Source organism: Kitasatospora sp. NPDC048715 (genome assembly GCF_043198905.1).
GTDB lineage: Bacteria > Actinomycetota > Actinomycetes > Streptomycetales > Streptomycetaceae > Kitasatospora > Kitasatospora lactacystinica.
Window position 1 is genome coordinate 46,926 of the sequence record NZ_JBICVH010000010.1, and the last position, 15,511, is coordinate 62,436.

The following is a 15,511-nucleotide window of genomic DNA, read 5'->3' on the forward strand; positions in this document are numbered from 1 at the left end:
CCGGACGCCCCCGGACGCCCCGGGACGGCCCCGGACCTCGCCCGACGGGCCCGCGGCGGCCCGCTCCGCCTGTGGGATCGGCCACAGGCCCCGGCGCTCGGACACCCCCGTACGCGGGGCGCGCACGCCGCCCGCACGGTTCCGTACGCCCAACCGGCGTACGCCTCCTGACGGCACGCCCGCAACCCCGCCGATCGGCCGAAACCCGCCGGGCGCCCCGCGCTCCGGCGCCCGCGCCCGCCCCCGGCCCGTCGACGCCGGGCCGTGCCCGTGGATAGGGTCGGACCCCATGGCTGGCAGAGCGCCGGGCACACCGCCCCAGACGACTGCGACGAGGCCCGGCGCCGCCACGGCGTCCGAGTCCGTGACGGCCCGGTTGCGCAAGAGGGTCCGCCGGGTCCGCCGAAGGCTGCGCACAGCCGGTGTGGACTACTTCCGCGGCGGCGCCGCCGACTGGCCGGTGCTCTGCGCGCTCGCCCTGCTCGTCCCGCTGCTGATCCTGCTCAACATCTGGATGCCCGACTGGGCCCCGCCCACCTCCCTGGTCCTGCCGATCCTGGCCGGCGCCCTGCTGCTGCGCCCCGGCAGTCTGGTGGTGCTCTACGCGCTGGCCGCGCTCGGCCTCTCCTCCGAGTCCGTGATCCACACCGGCCAGCGGGTCGCCAGCGACAACCCCGAGGCGTACATCTACGGCGTGACCCCGGGCGCGGCCCTGGTGGTCGGCGCCGCCGGGGTGGGCGGCCTGCTGCTCGCCCAGTTCCGGGCCCGGGTCGGCGTGCCCTGGTGGGGCGGCTCCACCATGCTGTTCGACCTGCGCGAGCGGCTGCGGGTGCAGAGCCGGGTGCCCGAGCTGCCGGAGGGCTGGCACGCGGACATGGCGCTGCGCCCGGCCGGCGGCCAGTCCTTCTCCGGGGACTTCGTGGTCGCCGCCCGCACCGGCCCCGGCCAGCGGCTGCTGGAGGTGGTCCTCGCGGACGTCTCCGGCAAGGGCATGGACGCCGGCTCCCGCGCGCTGCTGCTCTCCGGCGCCTTCGGCGGCCTGGTCGGCTCGCTGCCCGCGCACGACTTCCTGCCCGCCGCCAACGGCTACCTGCTGCGCCAGTCCTGGGAGGAGGGCTTCGCCACCGCCGTCCACCTGGTGCTGGACCTGGACACCGGGGAGTACGAGCTGCTCTCGGCCGGGCACCTGCCGGGCATGCAGCGGCTGGCCGGGGAGGGGCGCTGGGAGGTCAAGCAGGCCGAGGGCCCGCTGCTCGGGATCTACGACGGCGCCAAGTTCGAGGGCGTGCGCGGCCGGCTGAACCGGGGCGACGTGCTGATGCTGTGCACCGACGGCATGGTCGAGGCCCCGGGCCGGGACCTCGGGGAGGGCATGGACCGGCTGATGGGGGAGGCGGACCGGCTGGTGCCCGGCGGCGGACCCGGGACGGGTACGGGCACCGCGGCGGCGCTGATCGAGACGGTCGCCCGGGACATCAACGACGACCGCGCCGTGCTGCTGCTCTGGCGCGACTGACGGCGCCGTCGGGGCACATGCCAAGGGCAGCCGCCGCTGTCAAGCCCGGCAGCTGATCTTCGGCCAATTCGCAGGCCCCGTCGACGGAGCGGACCAGCGGCTTCCGTTCCCCGCCCCCGGCCGTTTTCCGGCCGCTCAGCACGGCCCCGCCGACGATTCGTCAGGACGGCTCCGCTATCGTCCCGGTCGGCGGAAACTCGTCTCGCATCGCAGGATATCGGCGTTGGGCTGACTTTCAGACCTTTACGCAATCGGCACGGTCGACCACACTGAGTCCGGGCGGGACTGTTCAGGATTCGGGGGATTGGGGGCGTCACGTGCGGCACGACAGACAGCGGTCGACTGCGGGCTCCCTCGCCGGCGCTGCGCCGGACGGTCCGCGATTCCGCCTCGGGACCGTCGGACAGGCCGGGGTCCGGCTTTCGCAGGTGCCGCCGGGCGGCGGCACCCCGCTATGAAAACGAGGAAGTGAGTCCGGGTGGCACTCTCCGTCTCCGCACTGGTCCTGTTCGCGATCCTGTGCATCATCTTCATCCGCAACAAGCAGATGAAGATCCCGCACGCGATCGTCGCCGCCCTGTTCGGCTTCATGCTCCACGAGACCACGGTCGCCGGTTCCATCAACTCCCTGCTGGCCAACCTCGCGCACAGCATCTCCGGCATCACCGGCGGCTGACCCGGCCGGGCCGTCCGCACCCTCGCCCAGGGGTCACCGGTCGGCCCGTCTGGCCTCCCGCCAGCGAGCGAACAGTCCCCGGGGGCGCGCCGCCGCCGGGGCCGGGGCACGCATCGGCGCGGGTGCCACCGCACCCGCCGGCGTGTGCTGCCCCGATGCCGTCGGTTCGGCCGTCAGCAGCACGAACAGCCGTGCCCAGCACAGCCGTTCGCCCCGCGGCCAGTCCAGTGCGCGCAGCGCCGCCGACGCCGCCTCCGACACCTCGCCGCCCACCCGGACCTCGGCGACGTCGTCCCCCGCCTTCCCGCCCAGGAAGAGCTTGACGCCCACCGGCCCGGGCCCGGTCAACCCGGCGCGCAGCGCGGGCGCCAGCGCCGGCAGCACCCGGTGCTCGGCGAGCCAGCCCGCCAGGTGCTCGTTGCCGAAGCCGAACACCGCGGCCGGCCCCTGCACCGCGTGCCAGCCCGGGAGTCCGGGCAGGGCCGGGCGGTCGGCGCGGATCCCGCGGCCCCCCGCGACCTCGACCAGCACCGGGGCGGTGGTGGTCGCCCACATCTTCACCGCGTTGGCGAGCTTCTCCTCCTCGGTGTTGCCGAGGCCTGCCGCGCAGTCCCACACCACCGGGGCGTCCGCCCGGCCCAGGTGGAGCACGAAGCCGAGGTCCACGTGCCCGGCGCCGTCGTCCCCGGGGTGCTCGCGCACCGCCACCGCGGTGGTGCCGGGGCCGCGGACCACTTCGCCGTCCGGGCGGAACACCTGGCCCAGTCGCGCCATCTCCCGGACCACACAGCGCTGAATGACGGCCAGTCGCTCCTGCGGATGCACCGGGACTCCTCCACCTCGGGAGCGCGGCGGCTGAGCTCGCGCTCGAACTGCGCTCGAACGCCGCCGAGGCTATCGGCCCGACAGCCCGCCGGGAAACCATGCGGACCCCGCGGTCCTCCGGTCGCGGAATTGTCCTGGATGCCCCACTTTGGGCAGCGGAACCTGAAGGCCGTCCGCCCGGAGGACCCGCATGCCCCGCACCACCGCCCCGCCCCCGCCCGTCCTCCTCGCCCCCGGGCCGCCGCCGTTCGGCCCGGCCGGCCCCGGGCTGGTCGCCGAGATCGAGGCCTACCTCGCCTCGCTGCCCGCCCCCGCGCGCACCCCGGTGCCGTACGTCTGCCCCCACGGCAGCGTCCTGCGGCCCTGGCAGGCCGGCCACCCCGAGCCCCGGGCCACCCTGCTCGACCGGGCGCTGGGCCGGCCCGCGCGGCCCGTGCCGGTCGGCGCGGCCGACCACCTCCGGCTCGCCTCCCGCTACATCGGGGCGCACGGCTGGCTCCAGGGCGCGATGTGGGACGCGGCCGGCCGGGTCTGCCTGCTCGGCGCGCAGGCCGCCGTCCTGGCACACGGCTACGGCACCCCGGACACCGTGCGCACCGCCCGGGTCCAGCTGATGGAGGTGCTGCACGCCACCGGCCGCCCGGCGCGCTCCCCGGACGAGTACAACGACCGCCCGACCACCCGGGAGGGCGACGTCCACCAGCTGCTGGACCGGGCCGCCGCCCGGGCCGCACGGCTCGGACTCTGAGGCGGAAGGGGCCGCGGCGGCCCGGGGAACGCCGACGGCCCCGGTGCGCTGGGCGCACCGGGGCCGGATCGGAGAGCGGGCGACGAGAATCGAACTCGCGTGACTAGTTTGGAAGACTAGGGCTCTACCATTGAGCTACGCCCGCACGACGCTCCCAGCCGTCACCGGCCGGAAGTCCGGGGGACAGCGTACCTGGTCCGGCCGCCCGAGCGCACGCCCCCTCGCCCAGCGCCCTGCGTGCACCCCCTCGCGCCCGCGCGGTATATGTCGCGGTCGCGCCCGCGCGGAACAACTCGGCGAGCCGTGCAGGCCCGGCGTGTACGCTTCCTCTCGGCACCACGGGGTGTGGCGCAGTTTGGTAGCGCGTCCGCTTTGGGAGCGGAAGGCCGTCGGTTCGAATCCGGTCACCCCGACAGTGCGGCAGGGTCTCGCCCGACGGGGGCGGGGCCCTGTTCTGTGTGGGAGCTCCCCGGCGGCGGTACGGTGGCGCCTGGCGTCCGCCTTTCGTGGTACCGGTAGGATGGGGCGCTGGCGGTAGTCCCTGTGGCGTCCACCCAGGTCAACCGCACGAGGGCGAGGAGTCAAGCTCACCGTCCACCCCACGGGAGATGCAGCTCCAACCGCCCATCGCCCGTCTCGTCCGACCCCCCTTCCGGCTCCGGCCGGGCGATGGGGACGGGCGGAGACAACCTGACCGCAAGCCCCTAGGAGACCTAACCGTGAAGAGCGCCGTCGAGACTCTGAACCCGACCCGGGTTCGACTCACCGTCGAGGTGCCCTTCGAGGAGCTCAAGCCCAGCCTCGACGCGGCGTACAAGAAGATCAACCAGCAGGTCTCGGTCCCGGGCTTCCGCAAGGGCAAGATCCCGAACCGGGTCATCGACCAGCGCTTCGGCCGTGGTGCCGTGCTGGAAGAGGCCGTCAACGACGCCCTGCCGCGCTTCTACACGCAGGCCGTCGACGAGGGCAAGATCGAGGTCCTCGGACAGCCCGACATCACCAACATCGAGGGTGTCGAGAAGATCGCCGATGGCGGCGACCTGAAGTTCACCGCCGAGGTCGACGTCCGTCCGGAGGTCACCCTGCCGGAGTTCTCCTCCATCGAGGTGACCGTCGACCCGATCGTCGTCTCCGACGAGGACATCGAGAAGTCGCTGGAGCAGCTGCGCGAGCGCTTCTCCTCGGTCAAGGACGTCGAGCGCGCCGCCGCCGAGGGCGACATCGTGGTCGTGGACCTGGTCGCCAAGGTCGACGGCGAGGTGCCGGACGACGGCACCGCCAACGGCGTCAGCTACGAGATCGGCTCGGGCCGCCTCATCGACGGCATCGACGAGGCCGTCGTCGGCCTGTCGGCCGGCGAGGAGAAGACCTTCGAGACCGAGCTCAAGGGTGGCACCCAGGCGGGCAAGACCTCCGAGGTCACCGTCACCGTCACCGCCGTCCAGGAGAAGGAGCTGCCCGAGCTGGACGACGAGTTCGCCCAGCTGGCCAGCGAGTTCGACACCCTGGAGGACCTGCGCGCCGACTCCCGCAAGCGCCTGGAGCGCATGAAGGAGTACGACCAGGCCACCCAGGCCCAGGAGAAGGTCCTGGACGCGCTGCTCGCCCTGGTTGAGATCGAGTACCCCGAGAAGCTCCTCAAGGACGAGGTCGAGACCCGCAAGCACAACGTGGAGCACCACCAGCTCCAGCCGATGGGCCTCTCCCTCGACGCCTACCTGGAGACCCAGGGCAAGACCGCCGAGGAGTGGGACGCGGAGATCGAGGAGCAGGCGAAGAAGGGCATCAAGACCCAGTTCGTCCTGGACCAGATCGTCGCCGACGAGGAGCTGGGTGTTAACCAGGAGGAGCTGACCGAGCACCTCATCCGCCGCGCCGCCGGCTCCGGCCTCACCCCGGACCAGTTCGCCCAGCAGGTCGTCCAGGGCGGCCAGGTTCCGCTGCTGGTCGGCGAGGTCGCCCGCGGCAAGGCGCTGGCCACCGTGGTCGAGGCCGCCAAGGTCGTCGACACCGAGGGCAACGAGATCAACTTCGACGACGAGGACGAGACGGCCGAGACCGTCGAGGCCGCCGCCGAGGAGACCTCCGCCGAGGAGAAGACCGAGGCCTGAGCGCCCCGGTAGCCCCTCCAGGCTGCAGCGGGCCCGGACGCCGTACGGTGTCCGGGCCCGCTGTCGTCCCCGCCCGCGACCACCGCGACCCTGCGCTCACAGCGAACAGTTCTGCGTGAGGGATTCTGCGGCCCGGCCTGCGCGTTAGGGTCCTTGGACAGCACCAATCACGACGTGATACCCGGAAGCTGTGCGACATCGTGACGGCCGTGGAGCGACCGTCCAAACCGACTGAGCAGGTGGCTAAGTGACGTTCCCGCAGATGCAGATGCCTGGCCCGATGGCGCCGCACGCCGCCGCTGGTGACGTGCTCGGCGGCCTTGGCGACCAGGTCTACAACCGGCTGCTCAACGAGCGGATCATCTTCCTCGGCCAGGCGGTCGACGACGACATCGCCAACAAGATCACCGCGCAGCTGCTGCTGCTGGCCGCGGACCCGGACAAGGACATCTTCCTCTACATCAACTCCCCGGGCGGCTCGATCTCGGCCGGCATGGCGATCTACGACACCATGCAGTACATCAAGAACGACGTCGTCACCATCGCGATGGGCATGGCGGCCTCGATGGGCCAGTTCCTGCTCACCGCGGGTGCCCCGGGCAAGCGCTTCTCGCTGCCGAACTCGACCATCCTGATGCACCAGCCCTCCGCGGGCCTCGGCGGTTCCGCCACCGACATCCGCATCCAGGCCGAGCAGCTGCTCCGCACCAAGAAGCGGATGTCCGAGCTGATCGCCCACCACAGCGGCCAGTCCTTCGAGCAGATCACCGCCGACTCCGACCGCGACCGCTGGTTCACCCCGGAGGAGGCCCTGGAGTACGGCCTCATCGACGCGATCATGCACAGCGCCGCGGACGTCCCCGGCGGCGGCGGCACGGGCGCTGCCTGAGCCTCGGCCCGGCCCGCGAGACCACAGCCCCAACGCCCCGGAGGACAAGGACCCCATGAACATCCCCAGCCTGTCGGCCGCCAAGGCCCGCGTCGAGGACATGCGCGCCGAGGGCCGCTACATCGTCCCACGCTTCGTCGAGCGCACCACGCAGGGCATCCGCGAGTACGACCCGTACGCCAAGCTGTTCGAGGAGCGCATCATCTTCCTCGGCTCGCAGGTCGACGACGTCTCGGCGAACGACATCATGGCGCAGCTGCTGTGCCTGGAGTCGATGGACCCGGACCGCGAGATCCAGATGTACATCAACTCGCCCGGCGGCTCGTTCACGGCCCTGACGGCCATCTACGACACCATGCAGTACGTGAAGCCGGACATCACCACGGTCTGCATGGGCCAGGCGGCCTCCGCCGCGGCCGTGCTGCTCGCCGCCGGCACCCCCGGCAAGCGGATGGCGCTGCCGAACGCCCGCATCCTGATCCACCAGCCGTACACCGAGACCGGCCGCGGCCAGGTGTCCGACCTGGAGATCCAGGCCAAGGAGATCTTCCGGATGCGCGAGCAGCTGGAGGAGATGCTCTCCAAGCACTCCAACCGGACGGCGGAGCAGGTGCGCGACGACATCGAGCGCGACAAGATCCTGACCGCCGAGGAGGCCGCCGAGTACGGCCTGATCGACCAGATCATCTCCACCCGCAAGACCTCGCTGACCTCCTGAGGTCGGCGCCCTCCCGGCCCGCCCCCGGGTCGGAGGGGCCGTCGGGGGGGGGGGGGGGCCCCCCCGGGGCCCCCCCCCCCCCCCCCCCCCCCCCCCCCCCCCCCCCCCCCCGCCCGCCCCCCCCCCCCCCCCCCCCCCCCCCCCCCCCCCCCCCCCCCCCCCGCCGCGCCCCGGGGGGGGGGCCCCCCCCCCCCCCCCCCCCGGGGGGGGGGGGGCGGGGGGGGGGGGGGGCCCCCGGGGGGCCCCCCCCCCGCCCCGGCCCATCGGCGGGCCCGCGCGACGGCATCTGTTCGGTATCAATTCGCCCAGGGCGTAGGGCAGACCTGGCGAAGAGGCCGGAATCACGGGCCCGGCAGAGTACCGTCGGATAGCGAGACCGAGCGCCGTCGGCGTTGACGGTCCACAGCACCAGGCCCCGGAACCCTGCGGGGCCCCTGGCGAAGGGGAAGCACCTCGTGGCACGCATCGGAGACGGTGGCGACCTGCTCAAGTGCTCGTTCTGCGGCAAGTCGCAGAAGCAGGTGAAGAAGCTGATCGCCGGCCCAGGCGTGTACATCTGCGACGAGTGCATCGACCTGTGCAACGAGATCATCGAGGAGGAACTCGCCGAGACCTCCGAGGTGCGCTTCGAGGAGCTCCCGAAGCCGCGCGAGATCTACGAGTTCCTGGACCAGTACGTGGTCGGCCAGGACCTCGCCAAGAAGGCGCTGTCGGTCGCCGTCTACAACCACTACAAGCGGGTCCAGGCCGGTGAGGCGGGCCGCAGCGGCGGCAACGGCCGCGAGGACGCCATCGAGCTGGCCAAGTCCAACATCCTGCTGCTGGGCCCCACCGGCTCCGGCAAGACGCTGCTGGCGCAGACCCTGGCCCGGATGCTCAACGTGCCGTTCGCCATCGCGGACGCCACCGCGCTGACCGAGGCCGGCTACGTCGGCGAGGACGTCGAGAACATCCTGCTCAAGCTGATCCAGGCGGCCGACTACGACGTCAAGAAGGCCGAGACCGGGATCATCTACATCGACGAGATCGACAAGGTCGCGCGCAAGAGCGAGAACCCGTCGATCACCCGGGACGTCTCCGGCGAGGGCGTGCAGCAGGCCCTGCTGAAGATCCTGGAGGGCACCACGGCCTCGGTGCCGCCGCAGGGCGGGCGCAAGCACCCGCACCAGGAGTTCATCCAGATCGACACCACCAACGTGCTGTTCATCGTCGGCGGCGCGTTCGCCGGCCTGGAGCGGATCATCGAGGGCCGCGCGGGTGCCAAGGGCATCGGCTTCGGCGCCAACATCCGCTCGAAGCGGGAGTCGGACGCCAGCGACCACTTCCGCCAGGTGATGCCCGAGGACCTGGTGAAGTTCGGCATGATCCCCGAGTTCATCGGCCGTCTCCCGGTGATCACCAGCGTGCACAACCTGGACCGCGAGGCGCTGCTCCAGATCCTCACCGAGCCGCGCAACGCGCTGGTCAAGCAGTACCGCAAGCTGTTCGAACTGGACGGCGTGGAGCTGGAGTTCTCCCGGGACGCGCTTGAGGCGATCGCCGACCAGGCGATCCTGCGCGGCACCGGCGCGCGCGGGCTGCGGGCCATCATGGAGGAGGTGCTGATGTCCGTGATGTACGAGGTCCCCTCGCGCCAGGACGTCGCCCGCGTGGTGGTCACCGGCGACGTGGTCTCCAAGCACGCCATCCCCACCCTGGTGCCGCGCGACATGATCAAGCGCGAGCGCCGGGAGAAGAGCGCCTGACCCGAGGCCTCCGCGACACGGGAGGGGCCCCGCACCGGATCCGGTGCGGGGCCCCTCCCGTGTCACGCGCGCGCTACTTGGCGACCTTCATGGCGTCGCGGATCGCCCGGGTCTTCTCCGCGGCCTGGTCCGGGGTGACGCCCTGGCCGCTGTCGCCGCCGGTGCTGCCCAGGCTCATCTTCGTGAAGGTGACCCGGCCGTAGGTGGACTTGTCCGCCCACACGCAGACCGTCGGCCCGGCCTTGCCGGCGATCACGCTGATCACGCCGCAGCTGAGCTTGCCGGCGGAGGCGTGGCTGTCCTTCGCGGGGTAGTCGGTCATCGGCGTGGTCCAGCTGACCCCGCCGCCGTCCTTCTTCGAGTCCGCGATGATCTGGTCCGGGTCGTTGAGGTCGCCGTAGATCCCGATCACCGAGAGCGAGTCCACGTTCTTGACGTCGGTGCCCTTGCCGTAGCTGGCCACCACCGCGTGCAGGTCCTTGCCGACCTTGGAGACCTCGGGCTTGCTCATGTCGGCGGCCTCCTCCTTCGCCGACTTCTGGACGTAGCCGTCCAGCAGCGTCTGCGGGGCGGTGAGCTTGTACTGGCCGCCCGCGTCCTTGCCGCCGAGGAACGACCAGGCGGCGTAGCCGCCGCCGCCCAGCACCAGCGCGCCGACCACCAGCCCGATCACCAGGCCGCCCTTGCCCTTGGGCTGCTGGGGCGGCGGGTAGCCCGGCTGGCCGTACGGCGCCTGCGGCGGCGCGCCGTACGGCTGCGGGGGTGCGCCGTAGGGCTGCTGCGGCGGCTGCCCGTACTGGGGCTGGCCGTACGGGGGCTGGGGTGCGCCGTAGGGCTGCTGCTGGGGCTGGCCGTACTGCGGCGGCTGCCCCCCGTACTGCGGCGGCTGGCCGCCGTAGGGCTGCGGCTGTCCCTGCGGGTACTGCTGTCCCTGGCCGTACATCTGCGTTCGTGCTCCCCCGCCGCACCCGCGGCCTGTCGTGGTGTCCAGTCGTTCCGTGCCCGTCCGGTCCGCCGGACGAGTGCCCGGGCACGCTACCGCACGGTGGCGGACCGGGGCCCGCCCGGGCGCGGCGGGTCCGGGCACCGAAAGCGGTTCGTGACCCTCCCCCCGGTTACGTAAACTGTGCGTCGTGACCGACACGACGAACCAGCGCCCCGTGAGCACCTTTGCCGGGGACGAAGCAGCGACCCTCCCGACGACCTACACCCCCGCGGACGTAGAGGGCGAGCTGTACGAGCGCTGGGTGGAGCGTGGCTACTTCACCGCGGACGCGAAGAGTGACAAGCCCGCCTACACCATCGTCATCCCGCCGCCGAACGTCACCGGCGCCCTGCACCTGGGCCACGCCTTCCAGCACACGCTGATGGACGCGCTGACCCGCCGCAAGCGCATGCAGGGCTACGAGACGCTCTGGCTGCCGGGCATGGACCACGCCGGCATCGCCACCCAGAACAAGGTCGAGCAGCAGCTCGCCGAGTCCGGCCTCTCCCGCCACGACCTGGGCCGGGAGGCCTTCGTCGAGAAGGTCTGGGAGTGGAAGAAGAGCTACGGCGGCCGCATCCTCGGCCAGATGCGCCGCCTCGGCGACGGCGTGGACTGGTCGCGCGAGCGCTTCACCATGGACGAGGGCCTGTCCCAGTCCGTCCAGACCATCTTCAAGCGGCTCTTCGACGACGGCCTGATCTACCGCGCCGAGCGCATCATCAACTGGTGCCCGCGCTGCCTCACCGCGCTGTCCGACATCGAGGTGGAGCACGAGGACACGCCGGGCGAGCTGGTCTCGATCCGCTACGGCGAGGGCGAGGACTCGATCGTCGTCGCCACCACCCGGGCCGAGACGATGCTGGGCGACACCGCGGTGGCCGTCCACCCCGAGGACGAGCGCTACCGGCACCTGGTCGGCCGGACCATCAAGCTGCCGCTGACCGACCGTGAGATCCCGGTCGTCGCGGACGAGCACGTCGACCCGGAGTTCGGCACCGGCGCCGTCAAGGTGACGCCCGCGCACGACCCGAACGACTTCGCCATCGGCCAGCGCCACGGCCTGCCCAACCTGACGGTCATGGACGATCGCGGTGCGATCACCGTGCACGGCCCCTTCCTCGGCATGGACCGGCTGGAGGCCCGCTCGGCCGTCGTCGGCGCGCTGCGCGAGCAGGGCCGGATCGTCGCCGAGAAGCGCCCGTACATGCACGCCGTGGGCCACTGCTCGCGCTGCCACACCGTGGTCGAGCCGCGGCTGTCGCTGCAGTGGTGGGTCAAGGTCGAGCCGCTGGCCAAGGCCGCCGGCGACGCCGTCCGCGACGGCAAGGTGGAGATCCACCCGAAGGAGCTGGAGCGCCGCTACTTCGACTGGGTCGACAACATGTACGACTGGTGCATCTCGCGCCAGCTCTGGTGGGGCCACCGGATCCCGGTCTGGTACGGCCCCGAGGGCGAGGTCGTCTGCGTCGGTCCGGACGAGCAGCCGCCGACCGGCGAGGGCTGGGTCCAGGACCCGGACGTCCTGGACACCTGGTTCTCCTCCGGCCTGTGGCCGTTCTCCACGCTCGGCTGGCCGGAGCGGACCGCGGACCTGGAGAAGTTCTACCCGACCGACGTCCTGGTGACGGGCCACGACATCATCTTCTTCTGGGTCGCCCGGATGATGATGTTCGGCCTGTACGCGATGGACGGCGAGGCGCCGTTCAAGACCGTCGCCCTGACCGGTCTGGTGCGCGACGAGTTCGGCAAGAAGATGTCGAAGTCCTCCGGCACGGCCGTGGACCCGCTGGACTGGATGGACGCCTACGGCGCCGACGCCGTCCGCTTCACCCTGGCCGGCGGCGCCAACCCGGGCGCCGACGTGCCGATCGGCGAGGACTGGGTCAAGGGCTCGCGCAACTTCTGCAACAAGATCTGGAACGCGACCCGCTTCGCGCTGATGAACGGCGCCACCACCGAGGGCGCGCTGCCCGCGCCCGAGGACATGACCGCGGTCGACCGCTGGATCCTGTCGCGGCTGAACGCCACCGTCGCCAAGGTGGACGCGCTGTACGACGACTTCCAGTTCGCCAAGGCGACGGACGCGCTGTACCACTTCGCCTGGGACGAGGTCTTCGACTGGTACGTCGAGCTCTCCAAGACCACCCTGGCCAAGGGCGGCCCGCAGGCGGACGCCTCGCGCCGGGTGCTCGGCGAGGTCCTGGACGTCACGCTGCGGCTGCTGCACCCGGTCGTCCCGTTCGTCACCGAGGCGCTGTGGACGACGCTCACCGGCGCCGAGTCGCTGGTCGTGGCCGCGTGGCCGAAGGACAGCGGCTACCGTGACGCGGCCGCCGAGTCGGAGATCGCCACCCTCCAGCAGGTGGTCACCGAGGTCCGCCGGTTCCGTTCGGACCAGGGCCTCCAGCCCGCGCAGCGCGTCCCGGCCCAGCTGGAGCTGGCCGGCACCGTGCTGTCCGTCCACGAGGACGCGATCCGCTCGCTGCTGCGGCTGACCGTTCCCGAGGAGGGCTTCGCGGCCACCGCCTCGCTGCCGGTCGCCGGTGCCACCGTCGCGCTGGACCTCTCCGGCACCATCGACGTCGCGGCCGAGCGCAAGCGCCTGGCCAAGGACCTCGCGGCCGCCGAGAAGGAGAAGGCCCAGACCACCGCCAAGCTCGGCAACGAGGCGTTCCTCGCCAAGGCGCCGGACGAGGTGGTCGCCAAGATCCGGGGCCGTCAGGAGGCCGCCGAGGCCGACATCGCCCGGATCACCGCCCAGCTCGCGGCGCTGCCGCAGGGCTGAGCCCGGACCGGTCCCCGAGGGGCCGCACACCGCGACACGCGGGGTGCGGCCCCTCGGGCGTTTTTCCGGTGTTCGCTTCCGGAACGGCTACCCGGGTGCTTTCACTACACCAAATAGCCCAGAAACATTGCTCCCTTCCGGCGAATTATCATCCTGCGACCGGGTGAGGTCCTATTCCGAGCGAATTGATTCCGGTCTTGCCCGCGCGGGTTCGCGGAAGTTTGCAGGTCCGCTGTGTACCGTGTGCACGGAGTTTCCGAATGGGCGTTTCCGCTGAGCGTTCCTGCTGAGCGACGGACGGGAGGGCATGGCGTGGTGGTGACCGAGGAGTTGGCCGACGAACTGCCTCTGGAGGCGGTCGAGGAGGCCAAGGCCAGGGCGGCGACCCTGCTGCTCGCGTTCCGGCACGGCAACCAGATCGCGTTCGACCACGAGCTGGACCTGCTGTTCGCCGAGCACGCCGAGCGCGAGGTGACCACCCTGCTCACCTGGATCGCCGCCGAGGCCGTCCGCAAGGCGTACGCCCCCGAGGTCGGCGACAGGGTGCTGCGGGCGATGGCCCGGCGCGCCCCGGAGGACACCGGCGCGGTCGACGTGGACGAGGAGACCGCGAGCGCCGCCCGGCTGATCGAGGCGGTGGCGGCCGGCGAGGTGGCCGAGGTCCGCGGCCTGGTGGCGGCGACGCCGGACACCACCTTCCTGCTCGGCGGCCTGCTGCAGGGCGTCGCGATGATGCTGCCGCTGCTGCCCGACGGTGAACTGGCCGAGATCACGGCCGAGTTGCGCCGTCGGCACGGCGGCGCCGCGCACGTGCCGGAGGCCCGGGCCGGGGTCTGAACCCGGGCCGCCGGCAGCCGGGCAGGCCGGCCGGTCCGGCTACGGCATGGCGTGCAGGTGCGAACCGATGGTGCTCGCGACCGGGTTGCCCGCCTTCGCGTCCCAGTTGGTCGACCAGGTCATCGCGCCGCCGATGCCCGGCCACTTGGTGTCCGGCTTGTAGCTGCCGCAGTTGGTGCCGGAGGCCAGGCAGTCCAGCGCGTTGTTGACCGTGGCGGCGGCGAGGTACCCGCCGCCGGCGGCGCTGGTGGAGGCCGGCACCCCGAGTCCCACCTGCTCGGGGCGCAGCCCGCCCTTGAGCTGGATGCAGGCCAGCGCGGTGAGGAAGTTCTCGGTGCCCTGCGAGTAGACGTTCCCGTCGCAGCCGTTCATCGCGCCGGAGTTGTAGTACTGCATGTTGACGATGGTGAGGATGTCCTTCACGTTCAGCGCCAGTTTGAAGTACTCCATGCCGGTCGACTGCATGTCGATCGTCTGCGGCGCCATGGTGAGGACGAATCCGCTCCCGGCCTTTGCCGCGAGGGCGTGCAGCGCCTGGCCCATGTAGGTGGAGCTGATGCCGTTCTCCAGGTCGATGTCGATCCCGTCGAAGCCGTAGCCCTGCATCAGCGCCCAGGCGGAGTCGGTGAAGTTCGCGGCGGAGGCGGAATCGCCCACCCAGACCGTGCCGTTCTGTCCGCCGATGGAGAGCACCACCCGTTTTCCGGCCGCCCGCTTGGCCGCGATGTCGGCCTTGAACTGGGCGTCGGTGTAGCCGCCGAGGCGGGAGGAGAGGGCGGGGTCGAGGGTGAAGCCCAGGCCGCCGCGGGTGGCGGTGGCGTCCGCGAAGGAGACCGCGATGATGTCGTAGGCGGCCGGGACGTCGCTGATCCGCTGGACGGTGGCGCCGTTGTCGAAGTTCTGCCAGTAGCCGGTGAGGATGTGCTTGGGCAGGCCCGGGGGCCTGGTCGGGGTCGACGTCCCGGTGGGGGTGGGGCTGCCGGTGCCCGTGGCGGTGGCCGTCGGGCTCGGCGAGGCGGTGGAGGTGGTGGTGGCGGTCGGGCTCGGGGACGGCTGCGGTCCGCCGGGCCCGAGCAGCGAGACGTCGTCGGCGGCGAAGGCCGGCTGCCCGTACCAGCCGTGCAGGTAGACGGTGACGCTGGTGGTGTTCGGGCCGGTGCTGAAGCCCGTGCTCAGCTGGGTCCAGCCGGTGCCGCCGGGGGTCCAGGTGCTCGGATCGGTGCCGCCGGTGCCGCGGGCGCCCAGGTAGACGTACGAGCCCTGGACCCAGGAGCTCAGGGTGTACGAGGAGGAGGGCTTCACCGCGACGGTCTGGGTGCACTCGCCGGTGTCGCTCCCGCTCGGGGTGGACTGCAGGGCGTACGTGCCGGAGTGCGCGGCGGTGTTCCGGACCGTGGCGCTCGAACAGGTCCAGCCGGACAGGTTCCCGGTCTCGAAGCCGCCGTTGGTGATCAGATCGGTGTCGGCGGCGTGGGCGCCGGTGCCGTCGGCCAGGGCGAGTCCGCCCAGGCCGATGACCAGGGCGCTCGCTCCGGCGAGCAGCGAACGGACGGCGCGCGGGCGCCGGTGTCGGGCAGGTGGCATGACTCCGTCTCCAGTGGGGGAGGCCCGGCGGCGCCTCGTGGGGGAGGAACGCCGTCCGGGGTGTCGATGGTGCGCGTGCGGGAGCTACC

The 15,511-nt window shown here is 72.1% G+C and carries 12 protein-coding genes and 2 tRNA genes; 10 read left to right on the plus strand and 4 right to left on the minus strand.

Translation table 11 applies throughout. From position 1 onward, the window contains the following. Positions 1-289: 289 nt before the first annotated feature. Positions 290-1,516 carry a PP2C family protein-serine/threonine phosphatase gene (locus tag ACGFSC_RS19715; RefSeq protein ID WP_359914822.1) on the plus strand — a complete coding sequence of 409 codons (1,227 nt, stop codon included), beginning with the start codon at positions 290-292 and terminating at the stop codon, positions 1,514-1,516. 478 nt (positions 1,517-1,994) lie between these two features. Further along, a complete protein-coding gene (locus ACGFSC_RS19720; RefSeq protein ID WP_359914825.1) occupies positions 1,995-2,192 on the plus strand; it encodes a hypothetical protein in 198 nt (65 codons plus the stop codon). 33 nt (positions 2,193-2,225) lie between these two features. Here ACGFSC_RS19720 and ACGFSC_RS19725 read toward each other — a convergent pair whose 3' ends face one another. Next, positions 2,226-3,017 (minus strand): DUF6348 family protein, encoded by a 792-nt coding sequence (locus ACGFSC_RS19725; RefSeq protein WP_359914828.1) that lies wholly within the window; start codon positions 3,015-3,017, stop codon positions 2,226-2,228. 190 nt (positions 3,018-3,207) lie between these two features. On the opposite strand from ACGFSC_RS19725, the gene ACGFSC_RS19730 reads away from it, so the two are divergent. After that, on the plus strand, positions 3,208-3,765 hold the full coding sequence (locus ACGFSC_RS19730) for a hypothetical protein (RefSeq protein ID WP_359914831.1): 558 nt from the start codon (positions 3,208-3,210) through the stop codon (positions 3,763-3,765). Between the two features lie 74 nt (positions 3,766-3,839). Here ACGFSC_RS19730 and ACGFSC_RS19735 read toward each other — a convergent pair. After that, positions 3,840-3,910, minus strand: a tRNA-Gly gene (locus tag ACGFSC_RS19735). Between the two features lie 194 nt (positions 3,911-4,104). On the opposite strand from ACGFSC_RS19735, the gene ACGFSC_RS19740 reads away from it, so the two are divergent. The 5 genes from ACGFSC_RS19740 to clpX all read left to right on the plus strand — a co-directional run bounded on the left by ACGFSC_RS19740 (position 4,105) and on the right by clpX (position 9,228). Continuing rightward, positions 4,105-4,178: transfer RNA gene (locus tag ACGFSC_RS19740), tRNA-Pro, on the plus strand. 306 nt (positions 4,179-4,484) lie between these two features. Beyond that, positions 4,485-5,876, plus strand: a complete 1,392-nt coding sequence (gene tig, locus ACGFSC_RS19745; protein WP_359914834.1) for a trigger factor — start codon at positions 4,485-4,487, stop codon at positions 5,874-5,876. Between the two features lie 268 nt (positions 5,877-6,144). After that, positions 6,145-6,765: an ATP-dependent Clp protease proteolytic subunit gene (locus ACGFSC_RS19750; protein WP_380353544.1), complete on the plus strand. Its 621-nt coding sequence runs from the start codon at positions 6,145-6,147 to the stop codon at positions 6,763-6,765. A 55-nt stretch (positions 6,766-6,820) separates the two neighbouring features. Beyond that, complete coding sequence (locus tag ACGFSC_RS19755; RefSeq protein ID WP_359914840.1) at positions 6,821-7,483, plus strand: ATP-dependent Clp protease proteolytic subunit; 663 nt, start codon at positions 6,821-6,823, stop codon at positions 7,481-7,483. A gap of 455 nt (positions 7,484-7,938) precedes the next feature. After that, complete coding sequence (gene clpX / locus ACGFSC_RS19760; protein ID WP_045696864.1) at positions 7,939-9,228, plus strand: ATP-dependent Clp protease ATP-binding subunit ClpX; 1,290 nt, start codon at positions 7,939-7,941, stop codon at positions 9,226-9,228. A 73-nt stretch (positions 9,229-9,301) separates the two neighbouring features. On the opposite strand, the gene ACGFSC_RS19765 is transcribed toward clpX, so the two are convergent. Beyond that, on the minus strand, positions 9,302-10,171 hold the full coding sequence (locus ACGFSC_RS19765) for a hypothetical protein (RefSeq protein WP_380348082.1): 870 nt from the start codon (positions 10,169-10,171) through the stop codon (positions 9,302-9,304). Between the two features lie 190 nt (positions 10,172-10,361). Between ACGFSC_RS19765 and ACGFSC_RS19770 the strand changes: the two genes are divergently transcribed. Beyond that, complete coding sequence (locus ACGFSC_RS19770) at positions 10,362-13,001, plus strand: valine--tRNA ligase (RefSeq protein WP_359908171.1); 2,640 nt, start codon at positions 10,362-10,364, stop codon at positions 12,999-13,001. A 312-nt stretch (positions 13,002-13,313) separates the two neighbouring features. Further along, positions 13,314-13,838 (plus strand): hypothetical protein, encoded by a 525-nt coding sequence (locus ACGFSC_RS19775; RefSeq protein WP_359908168.1) that lies wholly within the window; start codon positions 13,314-13,316, stop codon positions 13,836-13,838. 39 nt (positions 13,839-13,877) lie between these two features. Here the strand turns inward: ACGFSC_RS19775 and ACGFSC_RS19780 are convergent, their stop codons facing one another. Continuing rightward, a complete protein-coding gene (locus ACGFSC_RS19780; RefSeq protein WP_359908165.1) occupies positions 13,878-15,422 on the minus strand; it encodes a glycosyl hydrolase family 18 protein in 1,545 nt (514 codons plus the stop codon). Positions 15,423-15,511: the final 89 nt, after the last annotated feature.

What these genes read in the sequence shown, in the direction of transcription:
- ACGFSC_RS19715 (WP_359914822.1), top strand. Translation starts at nt 290, where the DNA reads ATGGCTGGCAGAGCGCCGGGCACACCGCCCCAGACGACTGCGACGAGG.
- ACGFSC_RS19730 (WP_359914831.1), top strand. Translation starts at nt 3,208, where the DNA reads ATGCCCCGCACCACCGCCCCGCCCCCGCCCGTCCTCCTCGCCCCCGGG.
- ACGFSC_RS19750 (WP_380353544.1), top strand. Translation starts at nt 6,145, where the DNA reads ATGCCTGGCCCGATGGCGCCGCACGCCGCCGCTGGTGACGTGCTCGGC.
- ACGFSC_RS19755 (WP_359914840.1), top strand. Translation starts at nt 6,821, where the DNA reads ATGAACATCCCCAGCCTGTCGGCCGCCAAGGCCCGCGTCGAGGACATG.
- ACGFSC_RS19765 (WP_380348082.1), bottom strand. Translation starts at nt 10,171, where the DNA reads ATGTACGGCCAGGGACAGCAGTACCCGCAGGGACAGCCGCAGCCCTAC.
- ACGFSC_RS19780 (WP_359908165.1), bottom strand. Translation starts at nt 15,422, where the DNA reads ATGCCACCTGCCCGACACCGGCGCCCGCGCGCCGTCCGTTCGCTGCTC.